The following is a 25,033-nucleotide window of genomic DNA, read 5'->3' on the forward strand; positions in this document are numbered from 1 at the left end:
GAACAGTGATGTTCAGCAGTGTTCAGCGTAAATGTATCAGGAACTGTCCATGCAAGTGGAGTTTCGCGAGTGCGATCCGGGAAATCTGTGGATCTGGTTTGAGTTTGCCGAGCCGCCGGTCGAAGCTGAGCTGGAGTACCTCAACGAGGTGCTGGAGTCATGGTACGTGCTGGGCAAACTGGGCGGATTTAACGCCGAGCGCCTGGTGGCCCAAGAGGCCGAGGTGGATCTGAGCTATCTGGAATATCCCAACGAATCGGATCCCTTGCCTTCCCTGATGCACAACATGGGATCCCTGGAAGAGAAGGACAACTGGGCCCGCTGCTGGTTTGATCTGGGCACCGCCGATGCGATGGCGCTGGATGTGTTGATCAACGCCCTGCGCACCCTCAGCCTGGAATACATCGGCCTCAGCCGCGTGATTATCGGCGGGCAAAATGAGGATTGGCCAACGGCGGATCCGGAGGAGATGGATGACATGGATGACTACGATCTAAACGGCTATGTGCGGGATCACAGGGAGGAGGAAGGAGGGCTGGAATAGCGGGATCCCTGCCTACTCCAAGTAGCCCAGCTCTTGCATCTGCCGCACCAAGTCGGCATCGCTTTCCACATTCACCTTGCGAGGAGCCGTGCTGGGCTGTCGGGATTCTGCCCAGCTCACCCACGTTCTCAGCCCCTGCTGCAGGCGAGCCAGCCAAGCCTGGGGGGAAAGGGATCCCCAGCCGGCTTCCCCCGCCGACCGGTTGCGATAGCGCTGCGGGTCCACATCAGGCAGAGAGGAGACAGGATCCCCGTCGCCGACCCAGAGCAGATCCCGCAGCTCCGCCGGATCCTGCTCCAAGTTGTAGAGGCTGGGACGATCCCCCGTTTGGATGAGCTTGGTCATCCCCTCATAGAGGGCACGGCGGATGTCGTAACAGGCACGCGCCCGCAGCAGGCTGTCGTTACGGCTTTCCATAGCCCGAATGAGGAGGTGGGGCGGGAAGGCTTCGCTGAGCACTGTTCCCTGCTCGGGATCTTCCCCTGCCAAGGTGCGGGCCAAGCTGAGGCGGGCGACCTCGCGGCGGAGCTTGAGGCTGACACAGGGGGCACCGTTGGGGGAAAGGTTGGGGCTAAAGCCGGCAGCTTCCAGGAGGGTATGGAAGAGGCGGCGGGTGGAAACGGGGGTGGCAATGCGTTTTCCTGCCGGGAAGTGGCCGGGATAGCGCAGGATGAGGGGCACGCGGATCAGCTCTTCGTAGACCACAAAGGCGTGGCCGACGAAGTCGTGTTCTCCCAGGCCTTCGCCGTGATCGGCGACGATGGCCACCAGCGTGTTCTGCTCCAGGCCGGTGTGGCGCAGGGTGTCGAAGACGGATCCCAGTAGGTGATCTTGGTAGGCCACCTCAGCATCGTAGATATCCCGCAGCACCTGCGCTTGCAGTGGAGAAAGGGGCTGCGGCAGGGGCGCCATCCAGCGGTAGGGCTGGGCGTTGTATTGGCGCAAAAAGTCGCGGGCCTCGCGGTTGCTTTTGAAATAGGGGGCGTATTTCTGCACAAAGGGCTCCGGCGGCCAGTAGGGCAGATGGGGCTCCATCAGGTTGACAAAGCAAAAGAAGGGCCGTGCTCCGGGATCCGACCGGCGGCGGGCCATCTGCTGCAGGTAGCGGTTGAGGTCGGCAATCGAGGCGGCGGTGTTGCCTTTGAAGTTGAGCAGGCGGGTCCAGAGGGAGGCAAACCAGGGGTGCAGCGCCAGCTGGAAAAGGGCGTCGGAGCGGGCAAAGGCGTTTTGCACCGGATAGGAGAGCCGCCGCCAAAATTGGGTGTAGGCGGCCAGCCAGCGGTTCAAGGGGGCGGGCAAGGGGGTGCCTTCGGGGGGGCGGGTGGGCAGAGCGCCACCGTAGTTGTAAAAGGTTTCAAAGCCGCGCCGCAAGCCGTTTTTCAGGATCCCCACCAGAGGGTTGTTGCAAAAGCCCACAGTGGTATAGCCGCTCAGCTGCAACAGCTCTGCCAGGGTGGGCAAGGCGGGGCTCAGCTCCAGATCTGCTTGGACGGTCTGGTGGGTGCTGGGGTATTCCCCCGTAAAGAGGGAAGCGTGGGAGGGGATGGTCCATTGGGCGGGGGCGATGGCCCGCTCGAAGAGGGTGGATTCGGCGGCCAGCCGATCCAGGTTGGGGCTGGTGGGCACTTGGCGGGCACGCTCCGCTTCTGACCAATAGCAGGAGAGACGATCCGCCCGCTGGGTATCCAGCACGATCAGCAGGATGTTGGGGCGTTCTGCAGCAGCAGCGCCGGCCCTTGCGGGGGAATGTCCTGTTTGCGCCACTCGGACGGAGTCCTCAAAGCTCACCACAACCCACCTGATACGTTTCTTAAAGTATCCCTATCCTGCCATGCTCTCGGCCAGCTTTCTGCTTCCCCCCAGCCCCCCTTAGGGCAAAGTGAGCTGGGTTTGGCTGTTGCCTTGGATCCGAGCAGTGTTGGCCTGCCAATCCAGGATCCCTTGGTTGCCTCTGACAGTCAAAGCCTGGCCGGGCTGGCGGTAGCGCACGTTGCCTCGGGCTTGCAACTGGGTGGAGCCGATGCGCCAGCGAATCTCTTGGGCCTGCAGCTCTTGACCGGTTTGCTCGGCTTTGGCTTGCCCGTTGCCCAATATGCGCAACTCGGTTAGAGGCAGGGGAGCCCGCAACTGCTCGCCCCTGAGGCGCAAAGCTTGTAAGGGAGCGTAAACCTCTACAGACCCTACTGCCTGCACTTCCCCGACGCCAAATTGCCACAGAAAACGGCTGGCAGCCAGCTCCAGATCCGGATCCCGGTACTCTGCCCGCACCGGCTGAGTGGGATCCCAGTTCTCCAGCTGCATCTGGGCTTGGCCAAAGTCGACGAGCAGCCGATCCCCCCACAGGGATCCCTGCCCATCCAACAGCTCCACTTTCACCTGGCCCTCGGCTTGGAGGCGGCGCTGTTCCGGCAGCCATTCCACCCGCTGGGCCTGCAGACGCAGATTATCCCGCTCTGATTCCACCTCGACTTGACCCGTTAATTCCAGCCGTCGTTCGCCGGGGTACGCGGATCCTCGCTCGGCGCGGGTGCGGATGGCGCGGTTGTCTTCGTCGAAAAATTCTCCCTCAACGGCCTGCAAATGGGCGGATCCCAACTGCACAGGAGTGGCGCTGCCTTCGGAGGGGGGCTCGTATTCGGCCAGGCGAGCCTGTAAGCGCCAGAGAATGGCACCATCCGGTCTGGCCTGGGTGAGGGTGATGTCTTCGTAGATTAACTGGGGAGTGGGAATGGGATCCGCAGGTGTGGGATCCCTGTCTGGGGATGGCTCCAGCGCTCCGCAGGCAAGGCTCAACAGGGCCAAAGCTGCCAGGGAGCTGAGGATGGACAAAGACCTGGACTGCATGGATCTTCTTCCTTGTGGGCGCTCTCCCCTACCCTAGCTTTCTTAGGACTCCGTCCCGCTGGCGCGATCAGCCGTATCCTTCCGCTGCGCTGAGCCGGATCCCGCTCTCGGCAAACCCGTGGCATTATCAGGGCAAAGTGTTTTTGGGGGCAAGCGTGACCCAACTGTTGCAACTTTTCATTTACGGCCTCGTCTTGGGCAGCATCTATGCTCTGGGGGCAATTGGGGTATCCCTCACGTTTGGCATTTTGCGCTTTGCCAACTTTGCCCACGGGGATCTGATGACCCTGGGGGCCTACTTCGGCCTGACATTTGTTGGGTTGGGTTGGCCAATTGGGGTCAGCCTGATCCCGGCAGCCTTGGCCACGGTACTTTGTGCAGTTGGGATCGACCAACTCATTTATCGCCGCCTGCGCCGGGAGGCACCAGTGATCTTGCTCATTTCTTCTTTTGGCACCGCCCTGATTCTGCGCAGCCTGGTGCAGATCATCTGGGGGCCCAACAATCAGGTGTACCGCAGCGGGATCCAGTTGCCGTGGCGGCTTGGGGAGCTGCGCATTAAGCCCGATTGGGCGGTAATCCTGGCGGGAACAGCCCTGTTGGTGGTGGCCCTGCATCTCTTCTTACAACGCACGCGGGTGGGCAAAGCGATGCGGGCCATGGCCGACAATTTTGAGCTGGCCAAGGTTACCGGCATTGATACGGAGCGAATCGTTCTCTGGACTTGGGCCATTGGCGCAGCCTTGGCCTGTGCAGCAGGTGTGTTCCTGGGCATGGATACCCGTCTGCACCCCACCATGGGCTGGCGGCTATTGCTGCCCATTTTTGCAGCGGCCATTCTCGGCGGCATCGGTCGCCCTTACGGGGCTATTGCCGGAGGGCTGGTGATTGGCCTGGCGGAAGAATTCTCGACCTTGGTGATCAACCCGGCCTATAAAACCGGGGTGGCCTTCGCCATTTTGGTACTGCTGCTGATCTTCCGACCCACAGGATTACTGGGATCCCCGGGTGGGGGAGAGGTCTGATGTTGAGCTACGGCATTTTCTTTTTGATTTTGGTGGGGATCTACGGCGTGCTGGTGCTGGGCCTCAATATCCAGTGGGGCTACGCCGGCATGTTCAACATCGGGGTGGGGGCTTTTTTTGCCGTGGGAGCCTATGCCAGCGCCATTGTCACCACACCCCCAAGCGCCGAGCATTTGGGCGGCTTCAATCTGCCCTTTTGGGTGGGTTTTGCCATAGCTGTGGCTGTCGCCGGGGCGATTGCCTTTTTGATCGGGTTGATTACCCTGAAGCTGCGTTCCGACTACTTGGCCATCGCCACCATCGGCATTGCTGAGATCATCAGCCAAATCCTGAGAAATGAGGGCTGGCTCACCAACGGTGTGCGGGGAATTACCCGCATTCCACGACCCTTTCGCGGCTGGATCCCAGGTCAGGATACCCTTCTCTACTTGGGCTTGGTGCTGGTCATTTTGGCGGTGGTCTATTGGGCTGCGGAGCGGGCCTATCGCTCCCCCTGGGGGCGGGTGCTGCGGGCCATTCGCGAGGATGAACCGGCAACCATGGCCGCCGGCAAAGATGTGCTCCAGTTTCGCCTGCAGGCGTTTGTGCTGGGATCCATGCTCATGGGGTTGGCGGGGGCCCTCTACGCCCATTTTGTCAATTTCATCAGCCCAGAAGCCTTTCAACCGGAGTTTGCCACCTTTATCGTTTGGGTAATGCTGATCGCGGGGGGCAGTGGCAACAATCGCGGCGCCTTGCTGGGAGCGCTGGTAATTTGGGGGGTGTGGTCGGGCAGCGAGTGGCTCACCAACCGTTTGCCGCCCCAGTGGGCCACCCGGGCTGGCCCTTTGCGCATTTTGTTGATCGGGATCCTGCTCCAGGTCATTCTTCTGACGCGCTCTCAAGGATTGTTGCCTGAACGTCCGCCCAAGCCCGTCTTGGGCACTTCTCCTTCGCCTCAGCAGAACCCCGCAGGATAGGATTGGGTCGGCTCCAGCTGTTGTTGACGTGTTTGAGATAACCCAGCCCTCTGTCGTCATGACTCCGCGCCCCAAGGAAACTGACCCTTCCTGGCCACCCTGCAACCCCGACACGACGGGCTGCCCCCCTGATGCCGGACAACCAGGGATCCGGACTACACCCATCCAAGAGGGCTATGCTCTGCCGGAGCAGTATTTCAACCGGGAGCTGAGCTGGATCGAATTCAATGCCCGGGTTTTGCACGAGGCCCTGGATGAGCGCACACCTCTGCTGGAGCGGCTGAAGTTTCTGGCCATCTTTGAGAGCAACCTGGACGAATTTTTCATGGTGCGGGTGGCGGTGATCCGTCGTCAGTTGGAAACGGGCGTGTTGGTGCTAACCCCGGATGGCCTTACACCGCAGCAGCAGTTGCAGCAGATCTCGAGCCACCTGCGCCCCCTGATTCGAAAATTGCACACTTGCTTCCGGCAGGAACTGGTGCCCAAGCTGGCGGAACAGGGCATTCACATCCGCGATTTTTCCGAGCTGGCCGAGTCGGAACGGCAGGAGCTGCGGGACTACTTTGAGAGGCGTTTGTTTCCAGTGCTCACCCCCTTGGCGGTGGATCCAGGCCATCCCTTTCCCTACATCTCCAACCTCAGCCTCAGCTTGGCGGTGGTGGTGCGGGATCCAGAGACTGGCAAGGAGCATTTTGCTCGCGTGAAGGTGCCCAATACCTTGCCCCGCTTTGTGCCGCTGCGGGATGGGGTGAGCTTTGTGCCGCTGGATCAGGTGATTGCCCACCATCTGGAAGCGCTGTTTGTCGGCATGCAGGTGCTGGAGTACTACCCCTTCCGCATCACCCGGGATGCGGATCTGGAAATCCAAGAGGACGAGGCCGACGATCTGCTGGCTGCCATTCAAGAAGAGCTGCGCAAACGACGCTTTGGCTCGGTGGTGCGCATGGAGATTGCCAGCCAAACTCCGGCAGCCATCCGACAACGGCTCAGCGAAGAGATGCGCCTCAACAGTGACTCGGTGTACGAAGTGGATGGCCTCTTGAGTATGGGGGGGGTGATGGCGTTTCTCAGCCTGAATCGGCCCGATTTGAAGGATCCCCCTTGGGGGCCGGTCACCCCGCCCCGCCTGCGCACTGCCTCGGTCAGCGATGAGCCGGTGGATATCTTTGCCGTCATCCGGGAAGGGGATCTGTTGGTGCATCACCCCTACGATTCTTTTGCCGCCAGCGTGGAACGGTTTTTGGAGGAGGCCGCCAACGATCCGCAGGTGCTCACCATTAAGCAAACCCTCTACCGCACCTCCGGCGACTCGACGGTGGTGAAATCCCTCATTCAGGCCGCCGAAAACGGCAAGCAGGTGGCCGCTCTGGTGGAGCTCAAAGCCCGTTTCGACGAAGAAAACAACATCCTCTGGGCCAAAAAGCTGGAGAAAGCCGGGGTCCACGTGGCCTACGGCCTGCCGGGGCTGAAAATCCACTGCAAACTGGCTTTGGTGGTGCGGGAAGAGGAGGGATCCCTGCGCCGCTACGTCCACATCGGTACCGGCAACTACAACCCCAAAACCGCCCGTATCTATACCGACCTAGGGCTGTTCACTTGCGATGAGACCCTCTGCAACGATGTTACGGAATTGTTCAACCTACTGACGGGCTACTCACGGCAACGGCAATTCCGCAAGCTCTTGGTGGCCCCCAGAACCCTACGCCAAGGCATGGAAGCCCTGATCCGCCGCGAGATGCGCCATGCCCAAGCGGGGGGCCAGGGGCGTATCATCGTCAAGATCAACTCTCTCACCGACCCGGAAATGATCCGGCTGCTCTACGAGGCCAGCCAAGCCGGGGTGGAGATCGACCTCATTGTGCGCGGCATGTGCTGCCTCAAGCCGGGGATCCCCGGCCTAAGCGAACGCATCCGCGTGATCAGCATCATCGGGCGCTTCCTGGAGCACTCCCGCATCTTCTACTTCTACAATGGCGGCCAGGAAGAGTACTTCATCGGCAGTGCCGACTACATGACCCGCAACCTGGATCGGCGCGTTGAGGTGGTTACCCCTGTGGAGGATCCCGCGTTGCAGCGGGAGCTCAAGGCGATCTTGGACATCTGCCTGACGGACAACCGGCAAGCCTGGGAGTTGCGCCCTGATGGCACCTACGTGCAGCGGCAACCCAAGCCAGGAGAGCCTGTGCGCTCCACCCACCAACGCCTGATGGAGCGGGCCGCCAGCCGCGTTTAGCAGGATGACTCTCACTGCTAACCTCTCTCTCAGAGGGAGAGAGGAGCAGCCTCGCCGCTATCGGGAATGGCCACCAAAGCTCAGGATCCGGTGGTCTTGGCGGCCTCGGCCTCTTCCTCGCCCAGCGCAATTACCCGTTCCGTGGCCTGCAGCGAAGACTGCAAGCTCTCCAACTTCTCTCGGCTGGAGCGGTTCAGCCACGACTCGATTGCGTTCACCAAGAGCTGATCCACAGAGAACCAGCCCCCCCCATTCACCGCAAAGGCCAAGAAGATCGCTGCGTAAATGGCCGACAGCTCCAGATAGGGAACGCTAAAGCCGGCCACTTTGATGTGGTGGAACATGGCCACTGCCATCGTGGCGAACAAACCCAACGCTGCCCCGCGGGTCAACAAACCCAGCGCCACCATGGGGGCTGCAATCAGCTCGGTATAGGCGGCTACATAAGCAAAAAAGATCGGGAAGGGCAACCCGATCACTTCTACATAAGCCGTCGCAAATCCTTCGATATCTGCCAGTTTGTCAAGGCCGTTGTGAATCATGAATAGCCCTGCCACCACCCGCAAAACGGTCCACGCCACTTGAGACCAGCGCGGAGTTACGCTGTCGTGACGCAAAGCTGAGGCGAGTAGCACGGGAAACTGCTGAGAGGGTGCCATAGGATAAAACCTGCGATGCAAAGATGAGCAAAGATTCCAACCTATTGTAACGATTCTAAATTTCTGTAACAAGATGGGGTTCAGATCCCCAGTGGTCAAGGGATCCCATCCAGAAACAAGGTCTCCGGCCCGCTTTCGCGACCGGTCGGGTGGGTTTCCGGCGAGCTTTCACCGCAGGCGATTGCGCCACACTATCTCTGCTCTTGGCCTGGGACTTTTCCGGCCTTGCTGAGACCTGTCAACCTCTGTAAATGGATCCCTCATAATGGGTTCATTTGCTGCCTGTGTCGATATGGTTGCCGAATCTGTCCTCGCCTCTGATGTCAGCTCCGCCAAATCCCAAGCCGGGAGAGAGGAGGGATCCCCGCCTGCCATTCGTTTGCGGAGGGTCAGCCGCAACTTTTCCGGGATCCAAGCGGTGGACGGGGTGGATTTGGAGGTGCAGCAGGGGGAGTTTTTTACGTTGTTGGGGCCGTCGGGTTCGGGCAAAACCACCTGTTTGCGGATGATCGCGGGCTTTGAGCGTCCGGATGAGGGGCAGATCGAATTGAACGGCCAGAATGTTTTGGGTCTGCCGCCCTACCGACGGCCTGTGAACACGGTGTTTCAGGACTATGCTCTCTTCCCCCACATGACGGTGGCGGAGAACGTTGGCTACAGCTTGATGATCCGCGGCATACCGCCGAAGGAGCGCCAAAAGCGAGTGCAAGAGGCGCTGGAGCTGGTACAACTGCCCGATCTGGGATCCCGTAAACCCAGCCAACTTTCAGGGGGGCAACGGCAACGGGTGGCCTTGGCGCGGGCTTTGGTTGGCCGACCGCAGGTGCTCTTGCTGGATGAACCTTTGGGGGCGCTGGATTTGAAGTTGCGCCAACAGATGCAGTTTGAACTCAAGGCCCTACAACACCGCCTTGGTCTCACCTTTTTGTACGTCACCCACGACCAAGAAGAGGCCCTGACCATGAGCGATCGTATTGCCGTGTTCAATCGCGGGCGCATCGAACAGGTGGGATCCCCGCCAGAGCTCTACGAGCGACCTGCCACCCGGTTTGTAGCCGGTTTTATCGGCCAAACCAACTTGATCGAGGGATCCCTGGCGGAACGATGCGTGGGAGAAGCGGCCCTGTTTGCTTTGCGCCCGGAGCACATTCGGATTGACTTATCTGAAGAAGGGATCCCCGATGGCCACTGCCGCTTGCGGGGACGGATTTGCGACACTGCTTATCTAGGGGCTTTCATTCGCTATCAGGTATGGGTGTCGGGCTGTGAGGTGAAACTTTTGGCTGTGCAACCCAACCCCGGCCTGAATTTGCAGCAGTTGCCGGAAGGGACGGAGGTGACTTTAAGTTGGGATCCCAGCCGGATGCACCGCATCCCCGAATAGGGCTCTCAATCCCGATCTCCTCTGGAGCTTGTCTATCCGGCGTCGGCGCTATCTTGCAGGCAGTTGACACTCCCGCCGACTGAAGTCGAGGGATTCTTACGTAGCCCAGAAACGGGCTCGCAACGGCGTTGTCAAAGGGAGAAAAACGGGCCATGATGCGCATTTCCATCCAGCCGGGGAGCGGGATCCCTGGCTCCGTACAGCTTTTTAATTTGCTCTGCTTTGCCATCGCCTGCGGGCAATTTCCTCCCGGCTACCGCCTGCCCAGCACCCGTCAATTGGCTATGCAAACAGGCCTGCACCGCAATACCATCCACAAGGTTTACCACCAACTCGAGGCTATGGGCCTGGTGGAAACCCGCGCTGGATCTGGCATTTACGTGAGCCGCTCCGCCCGCCAGGTGGTTAACTACTCTCGCGGCCTGGGGGAAAACCTGGATCGATCCCGACAGGTCCTGGAGCAGGTGCGCCAGGGCATCGACCAGCTGCTGCAGCAGGGGTTTTCTTTGGAGCAGGTGCGGGATCTGCTGCTGGCGGAGATCGATTGGCGGTTGCGCTGCAGTGCCCAAGTGCTGGTGTGTGTGCCCAACCGGGATTTGGGTACAGGACAACTGATGGCCCAGCAAATCCAGCAGACTTTGGGCATCCGGGTCCAGTTGGTGCCCCTGGAGGAGCTGGCCACCGTTCTGGATCAGATCCATTCCGGCACTGTGGTGACGCTGCACTATTTTCTCAGCGCCGTCGAGGCCATTGCCCAGCCGCGAGGGGCCCGTGTTCTGACGGTGGAGGTGTCCGACTACGCCCGTGAAATTGCCCTGATCCGCCAGTTGCCTTCCCACGCCTGTCTGGGGCTGGTGAGCATCAGCACTGCCCTGCTGGAGGTTGCCGAGGTGATTGTCTACAGTCTGCGGGGAGACCTGCTGGTGCTGACGGCAGTGATCTCGGATACGGAACGGGTGGGATCCCTAATCCGCCGCGCCCATACGCTGATTTGCGATGAGGCCAGCTACCCCACCCTGCGGGTCTTGGTGCGCCAAGCCCGAGCCGATCTAATCCGCACACCCAACCTAGTCTGCGCCACCCCCCACATCGGAGAAGCAGCCATGGCCGAGCTGCGACGGGAACTGGGTGGGATCCCTGGAGCCGGAGGAGATGGGGACGCAAGCAGTAGCAGTTTGCAAGGCAAAGAAACCCATTAAGCCTTGTTGCAGGTGAGCCATTTTGCGGATGACAGGCTGCCCGATATCGTGCTTAAGTGAAAATACGGTAAAAGCTCTCTCATTTTGATTCATCGCTGATCAGTCTTTACACGCATGGTGATCCTCGACTACGCCTCCGCCAATCACGACTATGTGGCGGTTACACGGGAAGGTTTCTGGGAGGCCATCCGCTTCCAAGACCATTTTTACGTCTTCAACCGGGGCTTTTCTCAGCTGCAAGAGGCCATCGCCAGTTGCCGCTACGACATGGATCACGGATCCCTGATCAGCCTGGTGGTGGTGCGCCCTCAGGGCTATGAAGTGTGGTCGCAGGTGGGATCCGACATTCCCGTCTTGCCGAAGCAACTCTTGAGCCCCACAGCCAGGGACTCCGTCTCGCTGGCGCGCCAGTGCTCCGCACCCCTGTCACCAGCGCGGAAGCGTCGCATAGCAATGACGGCTCCATCGGGGCCCGAACGTCCTTTCTGGTCTTTCTGGGGCTGGGGATCCAAGGCTTATGTGGTGGATGGCGAGCCGGCTGCACCCCAGTCTTTGTTCCACCATAGCCCTCGGCCCTACAACGCGCTACAGGCTTGAGCCGGAATCGGTTGCGCCAGCGTCGTGCAGCAACAGTTTCAGGGAACAGGACGGCTCCACATGCAAATTGAGATCCGGCTCTTCCACCAGCAGGGGCACGCGCTCGGCCACTTCCAGGCCAAATCCCTTTAGGCCGCTGATGTGGCGAGAGGTGTTGCTGATCAGGCGCATTTTGCGCACCCCTACATCCCGTAGGATCTGGGCGCCGATGCCGTAATCGCGCAAGTCCATCGCCACCGGTGGCGCGGTTTCAGAAAGTCCCAGATCTTGCCGGGCGTAGGACTTGATTTGCTCGATGAGACTCAGCTCCTGCTCTTGCCGGCGCAGGTACACCAGCACCCCCTTGCCCTGGTGGCCGATCATCTTCAGGGCCGCTGTCAATTGGCGGCGACAATCGCAGCGCAGGGATCCCAGCGCATCCCCTAGGGGACACTCCACATGGACGCGCACCAGGACGGGCTCAGCGGCAAATTGGGTCGGATCCCCTTTCACCAGAGCCAGGTGCTCGACTTGGTTGAGGCTATCGCGGTAGCCGTAAACCCGAAACTGGCCAAACTCCGTTGGCAGGGTGGCGGCAGCCTCTCGGTGAACCAGTTGTTCGGTGCGCAAGCGGTACTCGATGAGGTGGGCGATGGTGATGATCTTCAAATCGTGCTGACGGGCATATTCGATCAACTGGGGCAGGCGGGCCATGGAGCCGTCTGGGTTTTGGATCTCGCAGATGACCCCCGCCGGATACAGCCCGGCCAACATCGCCAGATCCACCGCTGCTTCCGTATGGCCAGCCCGTTTGAGTACTCCGCCCTCCCGTGCCCGCAGCGGAAAGACATGACCAGGCCGGCGCAGATCTTCCGGTCGCGTGTGCGGGTGAATGGCCGCCTGAATGGTGCGAGAGCGATCGGCAGCGGAAATGCCGGTGGAAACTCCAGCCTCTGGCCCAGCATCAATGCTGACGGTGAAGGCAGTTTGGTTGCTGTCGGTGTTCTGCCCCACCATCAGCGGGATCTTCAGCTCATCGAGGCGGGATCCCTGCATGGCCAGGCAGATAAGGCCCCGCCCGTAGGTGGCCATGAAGTTGATAGCTTGGGGCGTGGCAAACTGGGCAGCACAGACCAGATCCCCTTCGTTTTCTCGGTTTTCGTCATCGACCACGATGACCATGCGACCACACTTGAGGTCTTCGAGGGCTTCGGGGATGGAGTGGAAGATCGTTTCTGTCTCGGCCTGCGGGATGGCACTCATGGAAAAGGGGACGCAAAAAGGGAAAACCTGGCACAGCCGGCTCTGGGCACCGGATCTGCCGGATCTATGCTAGAGCAAACCGGGCGACAGGTAGGGATCCCAAGGCAGAGTCAGTACTTGGGAATCGAGGGATCGTAAGCCTCTGCCCAGGCGAGGATCCCCCCGCGCAGGTTTTTTCCTTGGATCCCAGCAGCTTGTAGGATCTTCAGGGCTTTGGCCGAGCGTGCCCCACTCTTGCAGTGGACGATCAGCTCTGAGCCGTTAAGGAGGCGACGCACCTGCTCCACCCCGTCGCCGTTTTCAATTTGGGGCAGGGGGATCAGGTGAGCACCAGGGATCCGGCCTATCTCCCACTCGTTCGGGTTGCGCACATCGACCAGCACAAAGTCTTGCTGGGCATCGAGGCGGGCTTTTAGCTCAGCCACGGTGATCTCCGGGATCTCCGCTTGGCCAGCCTGTTCGGCAGCTTGGGCTTGTGGGATCCCGCAGAACTGCTCATAGTCGATAAGCTGGGTGATGGGAGGAGTGGCGGGGTTTTTGCGCAGCTTCAGCTCCCGGAAGCTCATGTTCAGGGCATCGTAAAGCAGCAGCCGCCCACTTAGGGTTGTGCCCACGCCCAGCAGGATCTTCACGGTTTCGGTAGCTTGAATAACACCGATGATGCCGGGGAGGATCCCCAACACTCCCCCTTCTGCGCAGGAGGGCACCAGTCCTGGTGGGGGCGGCTCGGGGTAGAGATCCCGGTAGTTGGGCCCATCTTCGTAGTTGAAGACCGTCGCTTGTCCCTCGAAGCGGAAGATCGAGCCGTAGACATTGGGCTTGCCCGTCAACACACAGGCATCGTTCACCAGGTAACGGGTGGGGAAGTTATCGGTGCCATCCACAATCACGTCATAGTTGGCAAACAGCTCCAGTGCGTTGTGGGCCTTCAGGGCGGTGTTGTAAACATCCACTTGACAGTGGGGGTTGATCTCCAGGATGCGGTTCTTGGCCGATTCCACCTTCGGCTTGCCCACCCAGGAGGTGCCGTGGATCACCTGCCGCTGCAGGTTGGACACATCCACCACATCAAAATCGACAATGCCGATCCGCCCCACGCCGGCTGCCGCCAAGTACAGCAACAGGGGCGAGCCAAGGCCGCCTGTGCCGATGCACAGCACTTTGCCCGCTTTCAGCCGCTTCTGTCCTTCTAGGCCCACCTCGGGCAGGATCAAATGCCGAGAAAACCGCTCCATCTCTTCGCGGGAGAGGCTAACTTGGCTGGTGTCCAGGTTCAACATGCTCACAACCCTCCAGCAATAGCGGGAACGATGCTGATGACGGCTTGTTCTCCCACGGGGGTGTTGTTGCCTTGGGGCAACGTGCGCACATCCTCGTCGTTGAGGTAGACATTGACAAAATTGCGCAGCTTCCCATCCTCGGTGTAGAGGTGGCGCTTCAGCTCGCCATAGCGGGCGATGAGGTTGCCCATCACTTCGCCGACATTGCTGCCCTCGATCTCGACAGCCTCCAGGTTGTCGGTGTAGGGGCGCAGGGGAGAGGGGATCAGAACTTTGGTTGCCATGGGAGTTCGGGGAGAGATCTTGGATATCTACTGGAGACTTTTGAGGATCCAGAGGATCTGGGCTGACCTATCCGTTTGTCGATCTTGTTGGGGCTGTCTACTGACTTTGAGGATTCAGCTATGTTACAGACAAGGTTCAGCACTAGACTACCGCTTTTTCCGGTGGCGCCCATCCCAGCTTTCAAGGATCCCAACTGAACTTAGCCGTGAACTTCAGCCTCAAACAGCGGCAAAGCCCAAACGACTCTAGCTTGCCAAAGCCGGGAGCGGGGGGATGCGAATGTCTTCCAGCATCTGCATCGGCTCCCGTTGGGGCTGCTCCTGCTCATCCAAAACCCAGCTCACCACCTCTTCTGCCTTGCCCTCGCGCACACTGACGATCACACAGGAAAAGCCCCAAGGAAAAGCATGCTGCCGATCAAACTCGGAGGGAATGGCCGCATGGTTGGGATGGGAATGATAGGTGCCCAGGATCCCCAGCCCTTTGCGCACCGCATGGTCGTTGGCCCGCTTGAAATCCGCCGGATCGATCAAGAAGCGGCGGCGGCTGGATTCTCCGTCTGCCAGAGGGTTTTCCGCTTGATCCCAGGTGTTGGCTACTGCCCAAAGCTCGTGGATGATCTTGTCGGATCCCCGGATTTCCCCAATTAAAATGCCGCAGCTCTCGTGGGGAAAGGCTTGTTCGCCGTGCTGGCGGATGCTGTGAAGGTGGTCTGCCGAGAGGTAGAGGGCCATGAATCTCGCCTTTGCCGATGGAGTTACCGTTCTTTTATTCTGGCACAAGTTGGCCGGGGATCCCTCAACTTAGCTACAGCGGATGCCATTGGGGCGCAACGGGCAGGCCGTTCCGCAGAGGCCGCCGCTGCTGAAAATGTTCGGCCACCAGTGTGGCGCGGTCAGACCCGTCCATCGAGTGAACCCAGAGGTGGCTCTGGCTTTGGAGGGGTGACGGGGGCATAGTGGGGGCAACCCTGGCACGGCCCTTGGGGATGGACGGCACAGCGCAACCAAGCCGAGTGGGCACTGAAAACACAAGAGGGATCCCCCAGGGGTGGGCCAAATTCGCCGGCCCGTTGACGGCGCAGCAGCACCACTTGCCGTCGCCAATCTTGCAAAAATCGGCTGTAGGCGCGTTCCCGCCAGCGACGCTTGGCCGCATTTTCGAGGACGTGGGCGGTGAGGTTATCCAACATGGAACGATACCCAAGGAAGAGGCCAACAGGCTGGGAGTTGCGTTGGATGGCTGAGAACCTCAGGATGGCACACACTGGCGAGAAGAACCCAAGAATTGCAAACTCTCCTTGAGTTCAGTTTAAGTTTGTGGAGTTTCTTCCGATGGCTCTGGCTGCTGGTGGCGGGCCTGGGCCCGTTGCAGGGCTTCTCGCACCACAGCAAAGCCCGTTCCCCCGGCGCTGAGCCGCGTGGCCACCACCTGGCGGGGCTCAATGGCCGTCAAAATGTCCGCCTCAAAGGCCGGGTGGAAGGTTTTCCAGCGCTCCAAGGGCAGATCCCGCAGCAGGATCCCCTCTGCCAAACAAATGCGCACAATCTGCCCCACCAAATCATGGGCTGTGCGAAAGGGGATCCCTTTGCGCACCAGGTAGTCGGCCACATCGGTGGCGTTGGAGAAATCTTCCTGCACAGCAGCCGCCATGCGCTCAGGTTGAAATTGGATCCCTTCCCGCAGCAGAAGGGTCATCGCCTCTAGGCAGGCTTTCAGGGTATCGACCGTGTCGAATAGCCCCTCTTTGTCTTCTTGGAGGTCTTTGTTGTAGGCCAGCGGCAGCCCCTTCAAGGTGACCAACAAAGCCTGGAGATGGCCAAACACCCGCCCCGCCTTGCCGCGCACCAGCTCCGGCACATCGGGATTTTTCTTCTGGGGCATGAGGCTGGAGCCGGTGGCACAGGCATCGGTGAGGGTGACAAAGCCGAACTCCTGGGAAGCCCAGAGGATCATCTCTTCCGAGAGGCGGCTGAGATGCACCAAAATCAAGCTGGCGGCAGCGTGGAACTCCACCAGGTAGTCCCGGTCGCTGACGGCATCCAAGCTGTTGGCGCTGATCCGCTCAAATCCCAGCAGATGGGCGGTGAGCTGCCGATCGATGGGCAGAGAAGTGCCGGCCAAAGCCCCGGATCCGAGGGGGCAGACATTCACCTCTTCCCGCACCCGCCCCAGCCGTTGCCAGTCTCGCCAGAACATTTCTTCATAGGCCAAGAGGTGGTGGGCCAAGCTAATCGGCTGAGCCCGTTGCAGATGGGTGTAGCCGGGCAGGATTGTCTCCAGATGCCGCTCAGCCAAGTCCAACAAAACTCCGCGCAGCTCCCAGAGGGCTTGACGAAGGTGATCGATTTGATCCCGCAGATAGAGACGCAGATCGGTGGCCACTTGGTCATTGCGGGAGCGCCCGGTATGCAGTTTTTTTCCCACTTCCCCCACCAAAGCCACCAAACGACGCTCGACGGCGTAGTGGACATCCTCTGCCTCTGGATCGGGCCGGAAGGTGCCGGCAGCCGCTTCCTGTTGGATCTGCTCCAATCCCCACCGGATCTGGTCGGCCTCTTGCTGGGTCAGGATGCCACAAGCGGCCAACATCTGCACATGAGCCAGGGATCCGGCCACATCGTAGGGCAGCAGGCGGATGTCGAAGCCGATACTGGCGTTGAAGCGGGCAATGGCAGGGTGCAGGGATCCCTCAAAGCGCTGGCTCCAGGGGCGAGGGGTGGAAGTTACCGTCGGCTCAGACATCGGCTGGGAACCGGAAGAATGGGGAGAAGGATTGACCACCGTAGGAAGACCCCACTGCAGTTGTGGAGAAAAAACACAGAAACCGACCGCCGACGGCCAAAACCTCGCCGGCCCAGGCCCAATGGATCCAGCTAGAGCGATGGTGACAAGGCCCTAGTGGGAGCTGGTGATGCTCTTGAGCATGTAGCCCACTACGATCCCTATCAAAAGCGCCCAAATTTGGCCCGATTCCACAAAGCCATTCCAACCCTTGCGGATATCACCCAGCACATCCTGTCGGAACACCTGCCCGACAATCATTTCCGTCTGGAAAGCCGCGGGGGCCGGCAAGTAAACCGAGGCGGTTTCAGACCCAGAAGGAGAGAAGTTCATGGTTGTACCTCAGGTGTAGATAACACAGTGCAGCCAACCTGGTAGCTCCACCAGCTAGAGCGTACCGCTCTGAAAGACCTACGAAACGCCAACAAACACTTCCACTCGCACCGGCGGCGCGGAGTGCTCAGCGTCTGCCGCGCTTCTGCTTTCTTCCTGCCTTAACGAACTATGGCTGGCAGCAGAGATCACCCCCACTGCCCCGCCAGAGGGATCTCCACAGGCGTGACTTCCCCGCAAGCTGCAGGTAGCCGCTCCTTGCTCTCTGAGAGAGCCACACAGACTAAAGCTGGAGCAGGCTTTAGCCCATGCAGAACGCATGCCAGAACTAACCAACTAGCCTAGTAGTCCGGCAAAACCACGTCAACCAACCCACCGTTGCTGCCCAGCCCAGTAGCGTTGAGTAGCTTGCTTGAGCTATTGTGAGCGTTGCGGCCTGCTGTCATTAACCCTGAGTTTGAACTTTTTTAGCTAGGCTGGCTCGGAGTCGGGCAACACCTTCAACACCACCAGCGTTGTGTCGTCCACGGGCTCAGGCCGCAGGGAAATCTCGTCCTGCAACAGGAGCTCTGGATCCTCGGGCAGCCATAGGGGAAGAGGGTGGGATCCCCGGCGGCCTCGGAAGGCATCCATCTGCTCAAACAAGCTCTCCAAGATGTCTTCGGGGGAGTCGTAGCGACGGGCAGCGTACTGGATGGCGTCCATCAGCCCAGAGGTTTCCAAGCGCTCGCCGCGGGTGTTGGCTGTCTCCGTGTAGCCATCGGTGTAGTACACCACCACATCCCCGGGTTGCAGTTGCACGCAGCTTTCCGAGTAGTGGCTGTTTTCTTCCAAGCCGATCAGCGCCCCCTCTGTGTCCAGGGGTTGAATTTCTCGGGTGCGGGCCTGCCACCACAGGGTGGGGTTGTGGGCCGCGTTGCTGAAGCAGAGGCGATGGGAGCGGGGATCGTACTCCGAATAAAACAGGCTGATGAAGCGATTGGAGTTTTCCAGGTCACTGTACATGGCCCGGTTCAGATGTTGCAGAACACGGGCCGGCGAATGGCGGTTGAGGGCCTCCGCCCGCACCATGGCGCGGGTCATGGTCATCAACAGGCCGGCGGGCACCCCTTTGCCCATCACATCCCCAATGACGATGGCCAAGCGAAAGCCTGCCGTTTCTTCAGATGAGTCGGATGTTTCCAGGCGTTCGCCGGGAATCTTGATGAAGTCATAGTAGTCGCCCCCCACTTTGCTGGCCACCCGGCAACGGGCTGCCAAGCGAATCCCCTTGACTTGAGGGCACTCCCGAGGTAGCAGTTGGGTCTGGATGTAAGAGCCAATCTCCATTTCTTTTTCCAGGGCCATCTTGCGGCGCAAGGCTGCCGTCAAGCGGTCATTTTCGATGGCCACCCCTGCCTGATCGGCGACCAAGCGCAACAGTTGTTGGCGACGTTCATCCCAGTGGTAGCCAGGCTGACGGCTGAAGACGTACAAGCGACCCTGGACAGAGTTGCGAATCAGCAGCGGCGTGCCGAAAAGGCGTACATCCGGCCCCAAGCTCTGGCGGAACCGTTCGTCCAAGAGGTGTTCAAGGGCAGGGATCTTAACAGACAGGGATCCCTCCGTTTTGAGAATGGGCTCTTGAGCCGAGAGGGTCTGGGTAATTTGCTCCATCTCAGCCCGAATCTGCTCGCGGTGATTGAGATCAGAGCAATGCAGTTGATCCAACTGGATGGTGCCGTTGGGATTGAACAAAACCAGGGCTCCGCCTTCGGCATCGGTCAGTTGGCTGGCCACAAAAGCCGTCAGCTCCAGGATCTGGTTCAAGTTGTTAAAAGAGCGCAGAGCAAAAGCCAGCCACGCCAGCAGATACTGCATCCGATGGTGTTCTCTCTCCAGTTCTGCCACCCGATCCGGCATTGCAGGGGCAGGCACAATGGCCGGCTTGACCTCCGGCAGCTCTCTATCATCGGACGCAACGGCACCTGAAGAGGTGGGATCCTCATCCTGGCCGGTCTGAGCTGAGCGCAAGTCCCCCGAATTGTCCGTGGGCGACAGCGACGGAGCATTGGGGGGGAGGGGATTTTTGCCCGAATCCTGGGCCAGCAAGGACTCTGACCACAAAGAATCTGACAGCCCGGCAGGGGGCTGCCCTAAAACGGCCTTTTGGGGGCTGTGATCATCCATCGGGAAGACTGGCGTTAATCCCTTGGAAACGTAACGAAACAGCTTAGCAAAAATATCACAAGCTTCATCACACTCATCCCTCACACCCAGCGATGCTGACGGGATCCCTGGCACAGTTCCCGGTAGAGCTGTTCCACCTGGTTGATGTTGTGGCTGAGGGTATAGCGCTCCAGCACCCGCTGGCGGGCCTTCATCCCCAGCAGTTGGGTAAACTCCCGTTGATCCCGCAGCAAAGGCAACAGCGTTTGCAGCTCCGCCGTCACCCGTGTCGGATCCAGCAGGATCCCGGCTCCATCGGCCAAAACCTCTCCATCGGCACCCACATCGGTGGCTACCGCTGCCACCCCACAGGCCATCGCCTCCAGCAGCGACAAAGAGAGCCCCTCGATCAAGGAGGGCAAAACAAACACATCAGCCCCTCGCAAGATCTCGATGCGCTGCTGCTCGTCGGCAATATAGCCCAGCCAGTGGATCCCATGTTGAAGGGTGTAGCAGGGCTTGAGGGTGTTGAGCAGTGGCCCATCCCCCACGATCAGCAGACCACACTTCTCCCCCATTTGGGCGTGTTTCCAAGCCTTGAGTAGGGCTTCCAGGTTTTTTTCCGGCGAGACCCGCCCTTGATAGACGAAGATCCGCTCCAGTCCCAACCGCTGTTTGAGGGTGGAGGGCCCAGGCGCGTACTTGTCCACATCCACACCATTGGGAATGACCACCACCTGCTGGGGGCTCACCCCCAGTTTGACCAAGATCTCCCGTTGCGTTTCCGAGAAGATAATGGTGCGGTGATAGTTGGCCAAACACGGGGCGTAGAGCTGGTAGGCCAAGTATTGGGTGCGAGAGGCGATGTTGCGCCGCCGCCGGTCGAAGGCCGGGTGGAAGGTGGCCACCAGCGGCTGGTTGAGCTCAGCACAGATCTCCGGCAGCACAAAGTCGATGGGAGAAATGGTCAAGGAGGCATGTACCAGATCCGGCTGCAATTCCTTGAGGGCCTGGGTGAGCAACCGCTTGGCGTTGGGGGCCGGGATCGTGTAAATCTGCGACTTGTACAGACAGGGGAGGGAAACGTCTCGACGATCCAGCTCCGCCCTCCAGCCTTCACCTCCAGGATCCAGGGCGGGCGGTTGGCCCTCGTTGGTGAAGTGAAAAAAGCTCACTTGATGCCCTCGATCCAAAAGGCCGTTGGTCATCTCGCGGCTATAGGTGACGTTGCCACAGAAAGGTGTCTTTTTGCCTATCCAGGCGATGTGCATGGGCGGATCCCCGCGGAGCTGAAACGCTGAGCTGCAAAGGGAGTCTCGATTCTTAAACCTCTACAAGAGTAGCAGAGTTGGCTCCTGCCTTGGCCCGTTCCCCCAGAAGAGGGTATCCAGCCTGGCGCTGCGGCAGGATTTAGGGGGCCTCTCTGCCCAATAAGCTCCAGGTGTACAGCCCCGCCAGCCCCGTCAGAACAGCCAGGGCCACAAACATCCAGGGAAGGCCAAAGCAAGCTTCCGCCAATCCCGTAAACACCAGCGGCAAACTGAGGGCAATGTTGGCGGCGTTGTTCTGGAGCCCAAAGATCTTGCCTCGCAGATGGTCAGGCGTTTCCTCTTGGATCAAGGTTTGCATCGGCACCGCCACCAAAGCCCCCCCACAGCCCAACAGGGCAATCCAGCCCAAGCTGGGCAGCAACCAGTGGGTCGTCCAGGAGAGGGCTGCCAGAGCCCCACAGAGCAGCAGGGATCCCAGGCCAATCCAGGCGCGGCGGCTCACCCGTCGGCCCGTATGGCCCACCCAAAAGGCGCCGATCCCCATGCCCAGGCCAGCAGCGGCCAACAACACCCCGAACTGATCCGGCTTCAGCTCTGCCATCACTTCGGCCATGCGCACCGCCAACACTGCCAGCGCCGCAAACAGCGAGTAGAGCACCACCACCTGCACCAAAGCAGCTCGGATCAGGGGCATCTGGCCGACATAGTGCAGGCCCAAGCGGAGATCTTCCCAGAGGTGAGGGACTTCCCAACGCCGGGGCTCTAGCTTCTCGTGGGGTTGCAGCAGCAATAGCAGGGATCCCGCCAAGAGGTAGGCTCCCCCCACCAACAGCTCCGGCCCCACTTCCCAGCCCGGCAACCAATGGCGTACCCAACGATCTGCCAGGGTTAACAGCGGCTCCCCCACGGCAAACCCGACGATCAGCGAAGCCATCATCGTGGTGGTGTACAGGGAGTTGGCCGCCAGCAGCTCTCGCTTCGGCAGGATCAGGGGCAAAGTCGCCTGCTCGGCAGGAGCAAAAAACTGGGTCAGAACCGAGACGGCAAAGCTCACCAGCAACAGCCCCGCAAACCCCAAGGGGATCCCCGGCCAAAGGTCGCGCCCGGCAGTGAGCCAGAGCAGCGGCGGCAACAGCAGCACTAGGATCCCACGCCCCAGGTTGGAGAGCACCAACACTCCTTTTTTTAGCCAGCGATCCACAAACACCCCCGCCAGGCTGCCCAATAGCATCGCCGGCAGCGTAAAAGCCAGCATGATGGCCGAAACCTGACCGCTGATGGAAGCCCCTTCGGGTTGAAATTCGCGGGCAACCAAGCCAATCAGCAGCACCAATAACACCTTGTCCGCCAACTGGGAACACGCCTGCCCCATCCACAGCAGCAGGAAATTGCGTCGGCGCAGCACGGCAAGAAAGTTTCTCAGGCCCGGCTCAGCCAGACCTTGATCTTCCTTCTCTGCTTTTTGCCCCTTTTCGGGATCCTCAGGAGGTGGCTCCGGCAGGGGATCCCCAGGAGAACACTCCGGCGAGCTGAGGGCGGGGCTTGCTGTCGGCTCAGGCAAGAGAGCTTCTGACTTCAGCCCCCAAGTTGGCGTTGACGCAGGTGGGGGATTCTGGAGAGGGGAACTGGGGTGGCAGATCCCTGCCCCTCCCTCCGGCCAGCCCCATCGTTGCTCCAAAGTCATCATGCTCCCCAGGTGACCTGCCCATTTCCCCGACGTCGGCCCCACAACAGAATGGGATCCCGTCAGCAAACAAAAGTGGAAATGGGGTGCCCCGATCTTATCTTGGCCCGCCTTCCAATCCACCAACCCAAATCTTGGGAATCGGCAGGCCTAGCTTCCTGCGGCAGACAAGGAGCGCAAGGGATCCGGGATCGACTCGCTTGGAGCCACAAAGCTGCCCTTCTCTACAAAGGTTAAGCGCAGGCTCAGCCAACGAATAAAATCCGCGTTGGTGGATACCACTGCCCCCAGGGGCTCCTTCAACTTGTCCCGCAGGGGCTTTAACTCTGGAGCTTCCATGAAGGCCGGCTGGGGCACCCAGAAGAAATCGACAGGGCAATGGCGCTCCTCGCAGTATCGACGACGCTCCTCCAACACCTCTTCCAGGGGCTCAGAACGCAAGAAGGACAGGCTGGCAACGACAAAATGATAGGTGGCCAGTTCGGCTGCAGACATAAGACTAAGATCGCTAGGTCGCTGTGAAACTATCAAGCTGTGAAACTATGCAAGAGTAAAGGCCAGAGTCGGGCGTCCACGGCTTCCGCTGCGAGCTCTGGCTCTATCCTTTAGAGATGGGCAGATTTGAGCAGGTGCGGGGCCGGATCGCGGGAGCTACACAGGGGCTGACAGTCTTCCAACTGCTGGAGAACGGGCAGCCGCGCCATCACTTCCTCAGGGGGCATGGAGTGTTCTGAAGCCTGCTTGAGGGTCGGCAGAGCCTGAGCTGCCCACTCCCAAGCCCAAGGAGCGGACTCAGGAGTTTCCTTCTGCTCCAACAGCTCTTGGCAGAGGGCGGTTGACCGCTCCAAGTCGCCGCTGCCCTGATAAGCCATAATCAGAGCCACACGAGCCAAAACGCATTCTTCCGGATTTGCCCTCGAGCCATTGCGCTCGCTCAGGCGGTGCTCCTGTCTCTCTTGGATGGAACAGCAGTAGCAGAACGACTCGAGAAGGTTGATCGCCTCCAGGTAGCGCTCCTGCTTGAGAGCAGTAATGCCGGCGCGGAGGGATCCATGAGGGTGAGACATGAGCCTAAGCACAAGAAAAAGATCTTAGACGGACTTGCACCCAAGGGTTACCCAGTTAGTGACCCGTCTTCTTATCCAAGGTTTCGTGTCTAAAACTACTATACACCCTCTGGACAAGTGGCCGCCGACTTACTCCTTCTCTTAAGCTTGTGGAAGGGGCGCTCAACCTTTACGGGCTAGGGTGTAGGTGCTGACATAGTGAGTCTCCCGGCGCAGCACCGCACAGCCTGCCTGCTGCAGGCGCACCCCCAGATCGTCGTGGATGTAGTCGCGGTAGTAGGGTTCGTGGAAGGTTTGCATAAAGGCTTCCATCGTCTCCTTCAGCTCTGGCGAATCCAGCAGTTGCACCGAGTCGCAGATGACCACCACGCCCCCTGGCTTCACCACCCGACTCATCTCGTTGATGACATTTTGTCTGGCCGGGCCAGGCAGCTCATGAAAGAGAAAAACGCTGATGACGGCGTCAAAGGTGGCATCGGCATAGGGCATGGCCTCGGCGTTGGCGCGGATAAGCTGGGGCAGTTCCCCCGGCAGCTCCTGCAAGAGTCGGTTGGCCTTGCGCAGATAGGCAGGAGAAAGATCCAGGCCATACAAAGCCGCTTTGGGCAGGGATCCCCGCAGTAGGCGCAGCATCCGCCCCGTGCCACAAGCTACATCGAGGATGTGGGGGCTGACCAAGGTGGGATCCAAGGCATCTTTGAGCAGGCGAATCACCCGACGGCGCATCGCGTCCGCTGTGCCCCCAAACAGCAGCTCCACCTGCAGGTCATAAAGCTCAGCCGAGCTGTCGCTCAGATAGCCGTTGGTTTGGTAATGGAAATTTTGCAGGTAGTATTTCGGATAGCCCTCGGTGGAGATGTCTTGAGAAAACTCTTGGTAACGCTTGCTGTGAACCCGCCGAGTAATTTGCGGCAAATCCAACCACACCTGTGGGTAATAGCGGGCAAAGTCCAGCCAGGGGTTGTCGAACAGGAGCGCGTGAGGGTAGTACCCTGCCTCAGCATCTTGCCAGTCCGCTTGCAGGAGTTGTTCATAACGGGCCCGCAACACCTGTAGCGTGTCAGCGCTCACCCGCACCTTGGCCCGCGGCGGCGGGGTTCTTCCGGAGGAGAAGCTTTGCAGATCCCTGAGCACCGAGAGCATCAGATCCGAAGCTTGGGTGGAGAGCGCTTTGTGGGCAAAGCCGAAGATGTTTTTGCCCCACTGAAAAGCGCGGTAGGCAGCTTCTCCGACTGGAGATGGGATCGGCAGCGACAGCTCAGGACTTAGTTGTAGGCTCATAACCCTGCAAGGTGCGAATGAAGAATGAAGGCTTAACGTTTGTTTACACTTAATTATAGCAAGGCGGCCACGCCGGGCCGGCAGCCGCTGGGCGCGGGGAAAACCTGGCGGAATTGGATCCCTGAGCACACTCCATCTGGCCAAGCAGGGGAGTACTCTAGTGGTGTCCTCAAAAGGATGTCCCCGATTGCCCTATGAGCTGGAGGAAGGGGCT

22 protein-coding genes and 1 pseudogene are annotated in these 25,033 nt (G+C 59.9%); 7 read left to right on the top strand and 16 right to left on the bottom strand.

All coding sequences use genetic code 11. The features are described from left to right. Positions 1-49: 49 nt before the first annotated feature. Entirely contained in the window at positions 50-544 is a 495-nt protein-coding gene (locus NW843_RS05655) for a DUF3531 family protein (protein ID WP_414343673.1), read from the top strand. 12 nt (positions 545-556) lie between these two features. Here the strand turns inward: NW843_RS05655 and NW843_RS05660 are convergent, their stop codons facing one another. Next, positions 557-2,332: a sulfatase gene (locus tag NW843_RS05660; protein WP_414522368.1), complete on the bottom strand. Its 1,776-nt coding sequence runs from the start codon at positions 2,330-2,332 to the stop codon at positions 557-559. Between the two features lie 81 nt (positions 2,333-2,413). Next, entirely contained in the window at positions 2,414-3,388 is a 975-nt protein-coding gene (gene lptC, locus NW843_RS05665) for an LPS export ABC transporter periplasmic protein LptC (RefSeq protein ID WP_414522369.1), read from the bottom strand. Positions 3,389-3,543: 155 nt separating this feature from the next. On the opposite strand from lptC, the gene NW843_RS05670 reads away from it, so the two are divergent. The 3 genes from NW843_RS05670 to ppk1 are packed head-to-tail and all read left to right on the top strand — an operon-like array spanning position 3,544 to position 7,605. Then, the gene (locus tag NW843_RS05670; protein ID WP_414522370.1) at positions 3,544-4,413 is read left to right on the top strand and encodes a branched-chain amino acid ABC transporter permease; all 870 of its coding nucleotides are present in this window, start codon (positions 3,544-3,546) and stop codon (positions 4,411-4,413) included. Then, positions 4,413-5,372, top strand: coding sequence for a branched-chain amino acid ABC transporter permease (locus NW843_RS05675; RefSeq protein ID WP_414522371.1), 960 nt, complete (start codon positions 4,413-4,415; stop codon positions 5,370-5,372). The genes NW843_RS05670 and NW843_RS05675 overlap by 1 nt, the downstream gene beginning before the upstream one ends. A 58-nt stretch (positions 5,373-5,430) precedes the next feature. Continuing rightward, positions 5,431-7,605: a polyphosphate kinase 1 gene (ppk1, locus tag NW843_RS05680; protein ID WP_414522396.1), complete on the top strand. Its 2,175-nt coding sequence runs from the start codon at positions 5,431-5,433 to the stop codon at positions 7,603-7,605. A gap of 80 nt (positions 7,606-7,685) precedes the next feature. Here ppk1 and NW843_RS05685 read toward each other — a convergent pair whose 3' ends face one another. Beyond that, complete coding sequence (locus tag NW843_RS05685) at positions 7,686-8,240, bottom strand: DoxX family protein (protein WP_414418374.1); 555 nt, start codon at positions 8,238-8,240, stop codon at positions 7,686-7,688. Between the two features lie 289 nt (positions 8,241-8,529). On the opposite strand from NW843_RS05685, the gene NW843_RS05690 reads away from it, so the two are divergent. The 3 genes from NW843_RS05690 (at position 8,530) to NW843_RS05700 (ending at position 11,444) form a co-directional block, all read left to right on the top strand. Further along, positions 8,530-9,648, top strand: a complete 1,119-nt coding sequence (locus NW843_RS05690; RefSeq protein ID WP_414522372.1) for an ABC transporter ATP-binding protein — start codon at positions 8,530-8,532, stop codon at positions 9,646-9,648. Positions 9,649-9,800: 152 nt separating this feature from the next. Beyond that, positions 9,801-10,847 (top strand): GntR family transcriptional regulator, encoded by a 1,047-nt coding sequence (locus NW843_RS05695; protein ID WP_414522373.1) that lies wholly within the window; start codon positions 9,801-9,803, stop codon positions 10,845-10,847. Positions 10,848-10,961: 114 nt separating this feature from the next. Next, positions 10,962-11,444 carry a hypothetical protein gene (locus NW843_RS05700; RefSeq protein WP_414522374.1) on the top strand — a complete coding sequence of 161 codons (483 nt, stop codon included), beginning with the start codon at positions 10,962-10,964 and terminating at the stop codon, positions 11,442-11,444. Between the two features lie 60 nt (positions 11,445-11,504). Here the strand turns inward: NW843_RS05700 and ribB are convergent. From ribB to NW843_RS05765, 13 genes and pseudogenes are all read right to left on the bottom strand, one after another. Continuing rightward, positions 11,505-12,653 (bottom strand): annotated as a pseudogene (ribB, locus tag NW843_RS05705) (3,4-dihydroxy-2-butanone-4-phosphate synthase); the annotation flags it as partial. A gap of 143 nt (positions 12,654-12,796) precedes the next feature. Then, positions 12,797-13,966, bottom strand: coding sequence for a molybdopterin-synthase adenylyltransferase MoeB (moeB, locus tag NW843_RS05710; protein WP_414349810.1), 1,170 nt, complete (start codon positions 13,964-13,966; stop codon positions 12,797-12,799). A gap of 2 nt (positions 13,967-13,968) precedes the next feature. Then, positions 13,969-14,250 (bottom strand): MoaD/ThiS family protein, encoded by a 282-nt coding sequence (locus tag NW843_RS05715; protein ID WP_011433658.1) that lies wholly within the window; start codon positions 14,248-14,250, stop codon positions 13,969-13,971. Between the two features lie 246 nt (positions 14,251-14,496). Further along, the gene (locus tag NW843_RS05720; RefSeq protein WP_414522375.1) at positions 14,497-14,985 is read right to left on the bottom strand and encodes a M67 family metallopeptidase; all 489 of its coding nucleotides are present in this window, start codon (positions 14,983-14,985) and stop codon (positions 14,497-14,499) included. Positions 14,986-15,146: 161 nt separating this feature from the next. Continuing rightward, positions 15,147-15,443, bottom strand: coding sequence for a DUF6464 family protein (locus NW843_RS05725; RefSeq protein ID WP_414329336.1), 297 nt, complete (start codon positions 15,441-15,443; stop codon positions 15,147-15,149). A gap of 119 nt (positions 15,444-15,562) precedes the next feature. Further along, positions 15,563-16,996 (bottom strand): argininosuccinate lyase, encoded by a 1,434-nt coding sequence (gene argH / locus NW843_RS05730; protein ID WP_414349809.1) that lies wholly within the window; start codon positions 16,994-16,996, stop codon positions 15,563-15,565. A 153-nt stretch (positions 16,997-17,149) separates the two neighbouring features. Further along, complete coding sequence (locus NW843_RS05735; RefSeq protein WP_414418088.1) at positions 17,150-17,368, bottom strand: hypothetical protein; 219 nt, start codon at positions 17,366-17,368, stop codon at positions 17,150-17,152. 471 nt (positions 17,369-17,839) lie between these two features. After that, positions 17,840-19,537 (bottom strand): PP2C family protein-serine/threonine phosphatase, encoded by a 1,698-nt coding sequence (locus NW843_RS05740; RefSeq protein WP_238376753.1) that lies wholly within the window; start codon positions 19,535-19,537, stop codon positions 17,840-17,842. 80 nt (positions 19,538-19,617) lie between these two features. Beyond that, positions 19,618-20,787 (bottom strand): glycosyltransferase family 4 protein, encoded by a 1,170-nt coding sequence (locus NW843_RS05745; protein ID WP_414522376.1) that lies wholly within the window; start codon positions 20,785-20,787, stop codon positions 19,618-19,620. Positions 20,788-20,926: 139 nt separating this feature from the next. Further along, entirely contained in the window at positions 20,927-22,594 is a 1,668-nt protein-coding gene (locus tag NW843_RS05750) for an MFS transporter (protein ID WP_414522377.1), read from the bottom strand. A 27-nt stretch (positions 22,595-22,621) separates the two neighbouring features. Next, positions 22,622-22,966, bottom strand: a complete 345-nt coding sequence (locus tag NW843_RS05755) for an MgPME-cyclase complex family protein (RefSeq protein WP_414522378.1) — start codon at positions 22,964-22,966, stop codon at positions 22,622-22,624. 110 nt (positions 22,967-23,076) lie between these two features. After that, positions 23,077-23,538, bottom strand: a complete 462-nt coding sequence (locus tag NW843_RS05760) for a hypothetical protein (RefSeq protein ID WP_414522379.1) — start codon at positions 23,536-23,538, stop codon at positions 23,077-23,079. Positions 23,539-23,700: 162 nt separating this feature from the next. Beyond that, positions 23,701-24,819 carry a class I SAM-dependent methyltransferase gene (locus NW843_RS05765; protein ID WP_414349803.1) on the bottom strand — a complete coding sequence of 373 codons (1,119 nt, stop codon included), beginning with the start codon at positions 24,817-24,819 and terminating at the stop codon, positions 23,701-23,703. Positions 24,820-25,033 lie beyond the last annotated feature (214 nt).

Origin of the sequence: Synechococcus sp. R5-12, from assembly GCF_047502655.1 — a bacterium.
Lineage (GTDB): Bacteria > Cyanobacteriota > Cyanobacteriia > Thermostichales > Thermostichaceae > Thermostichus.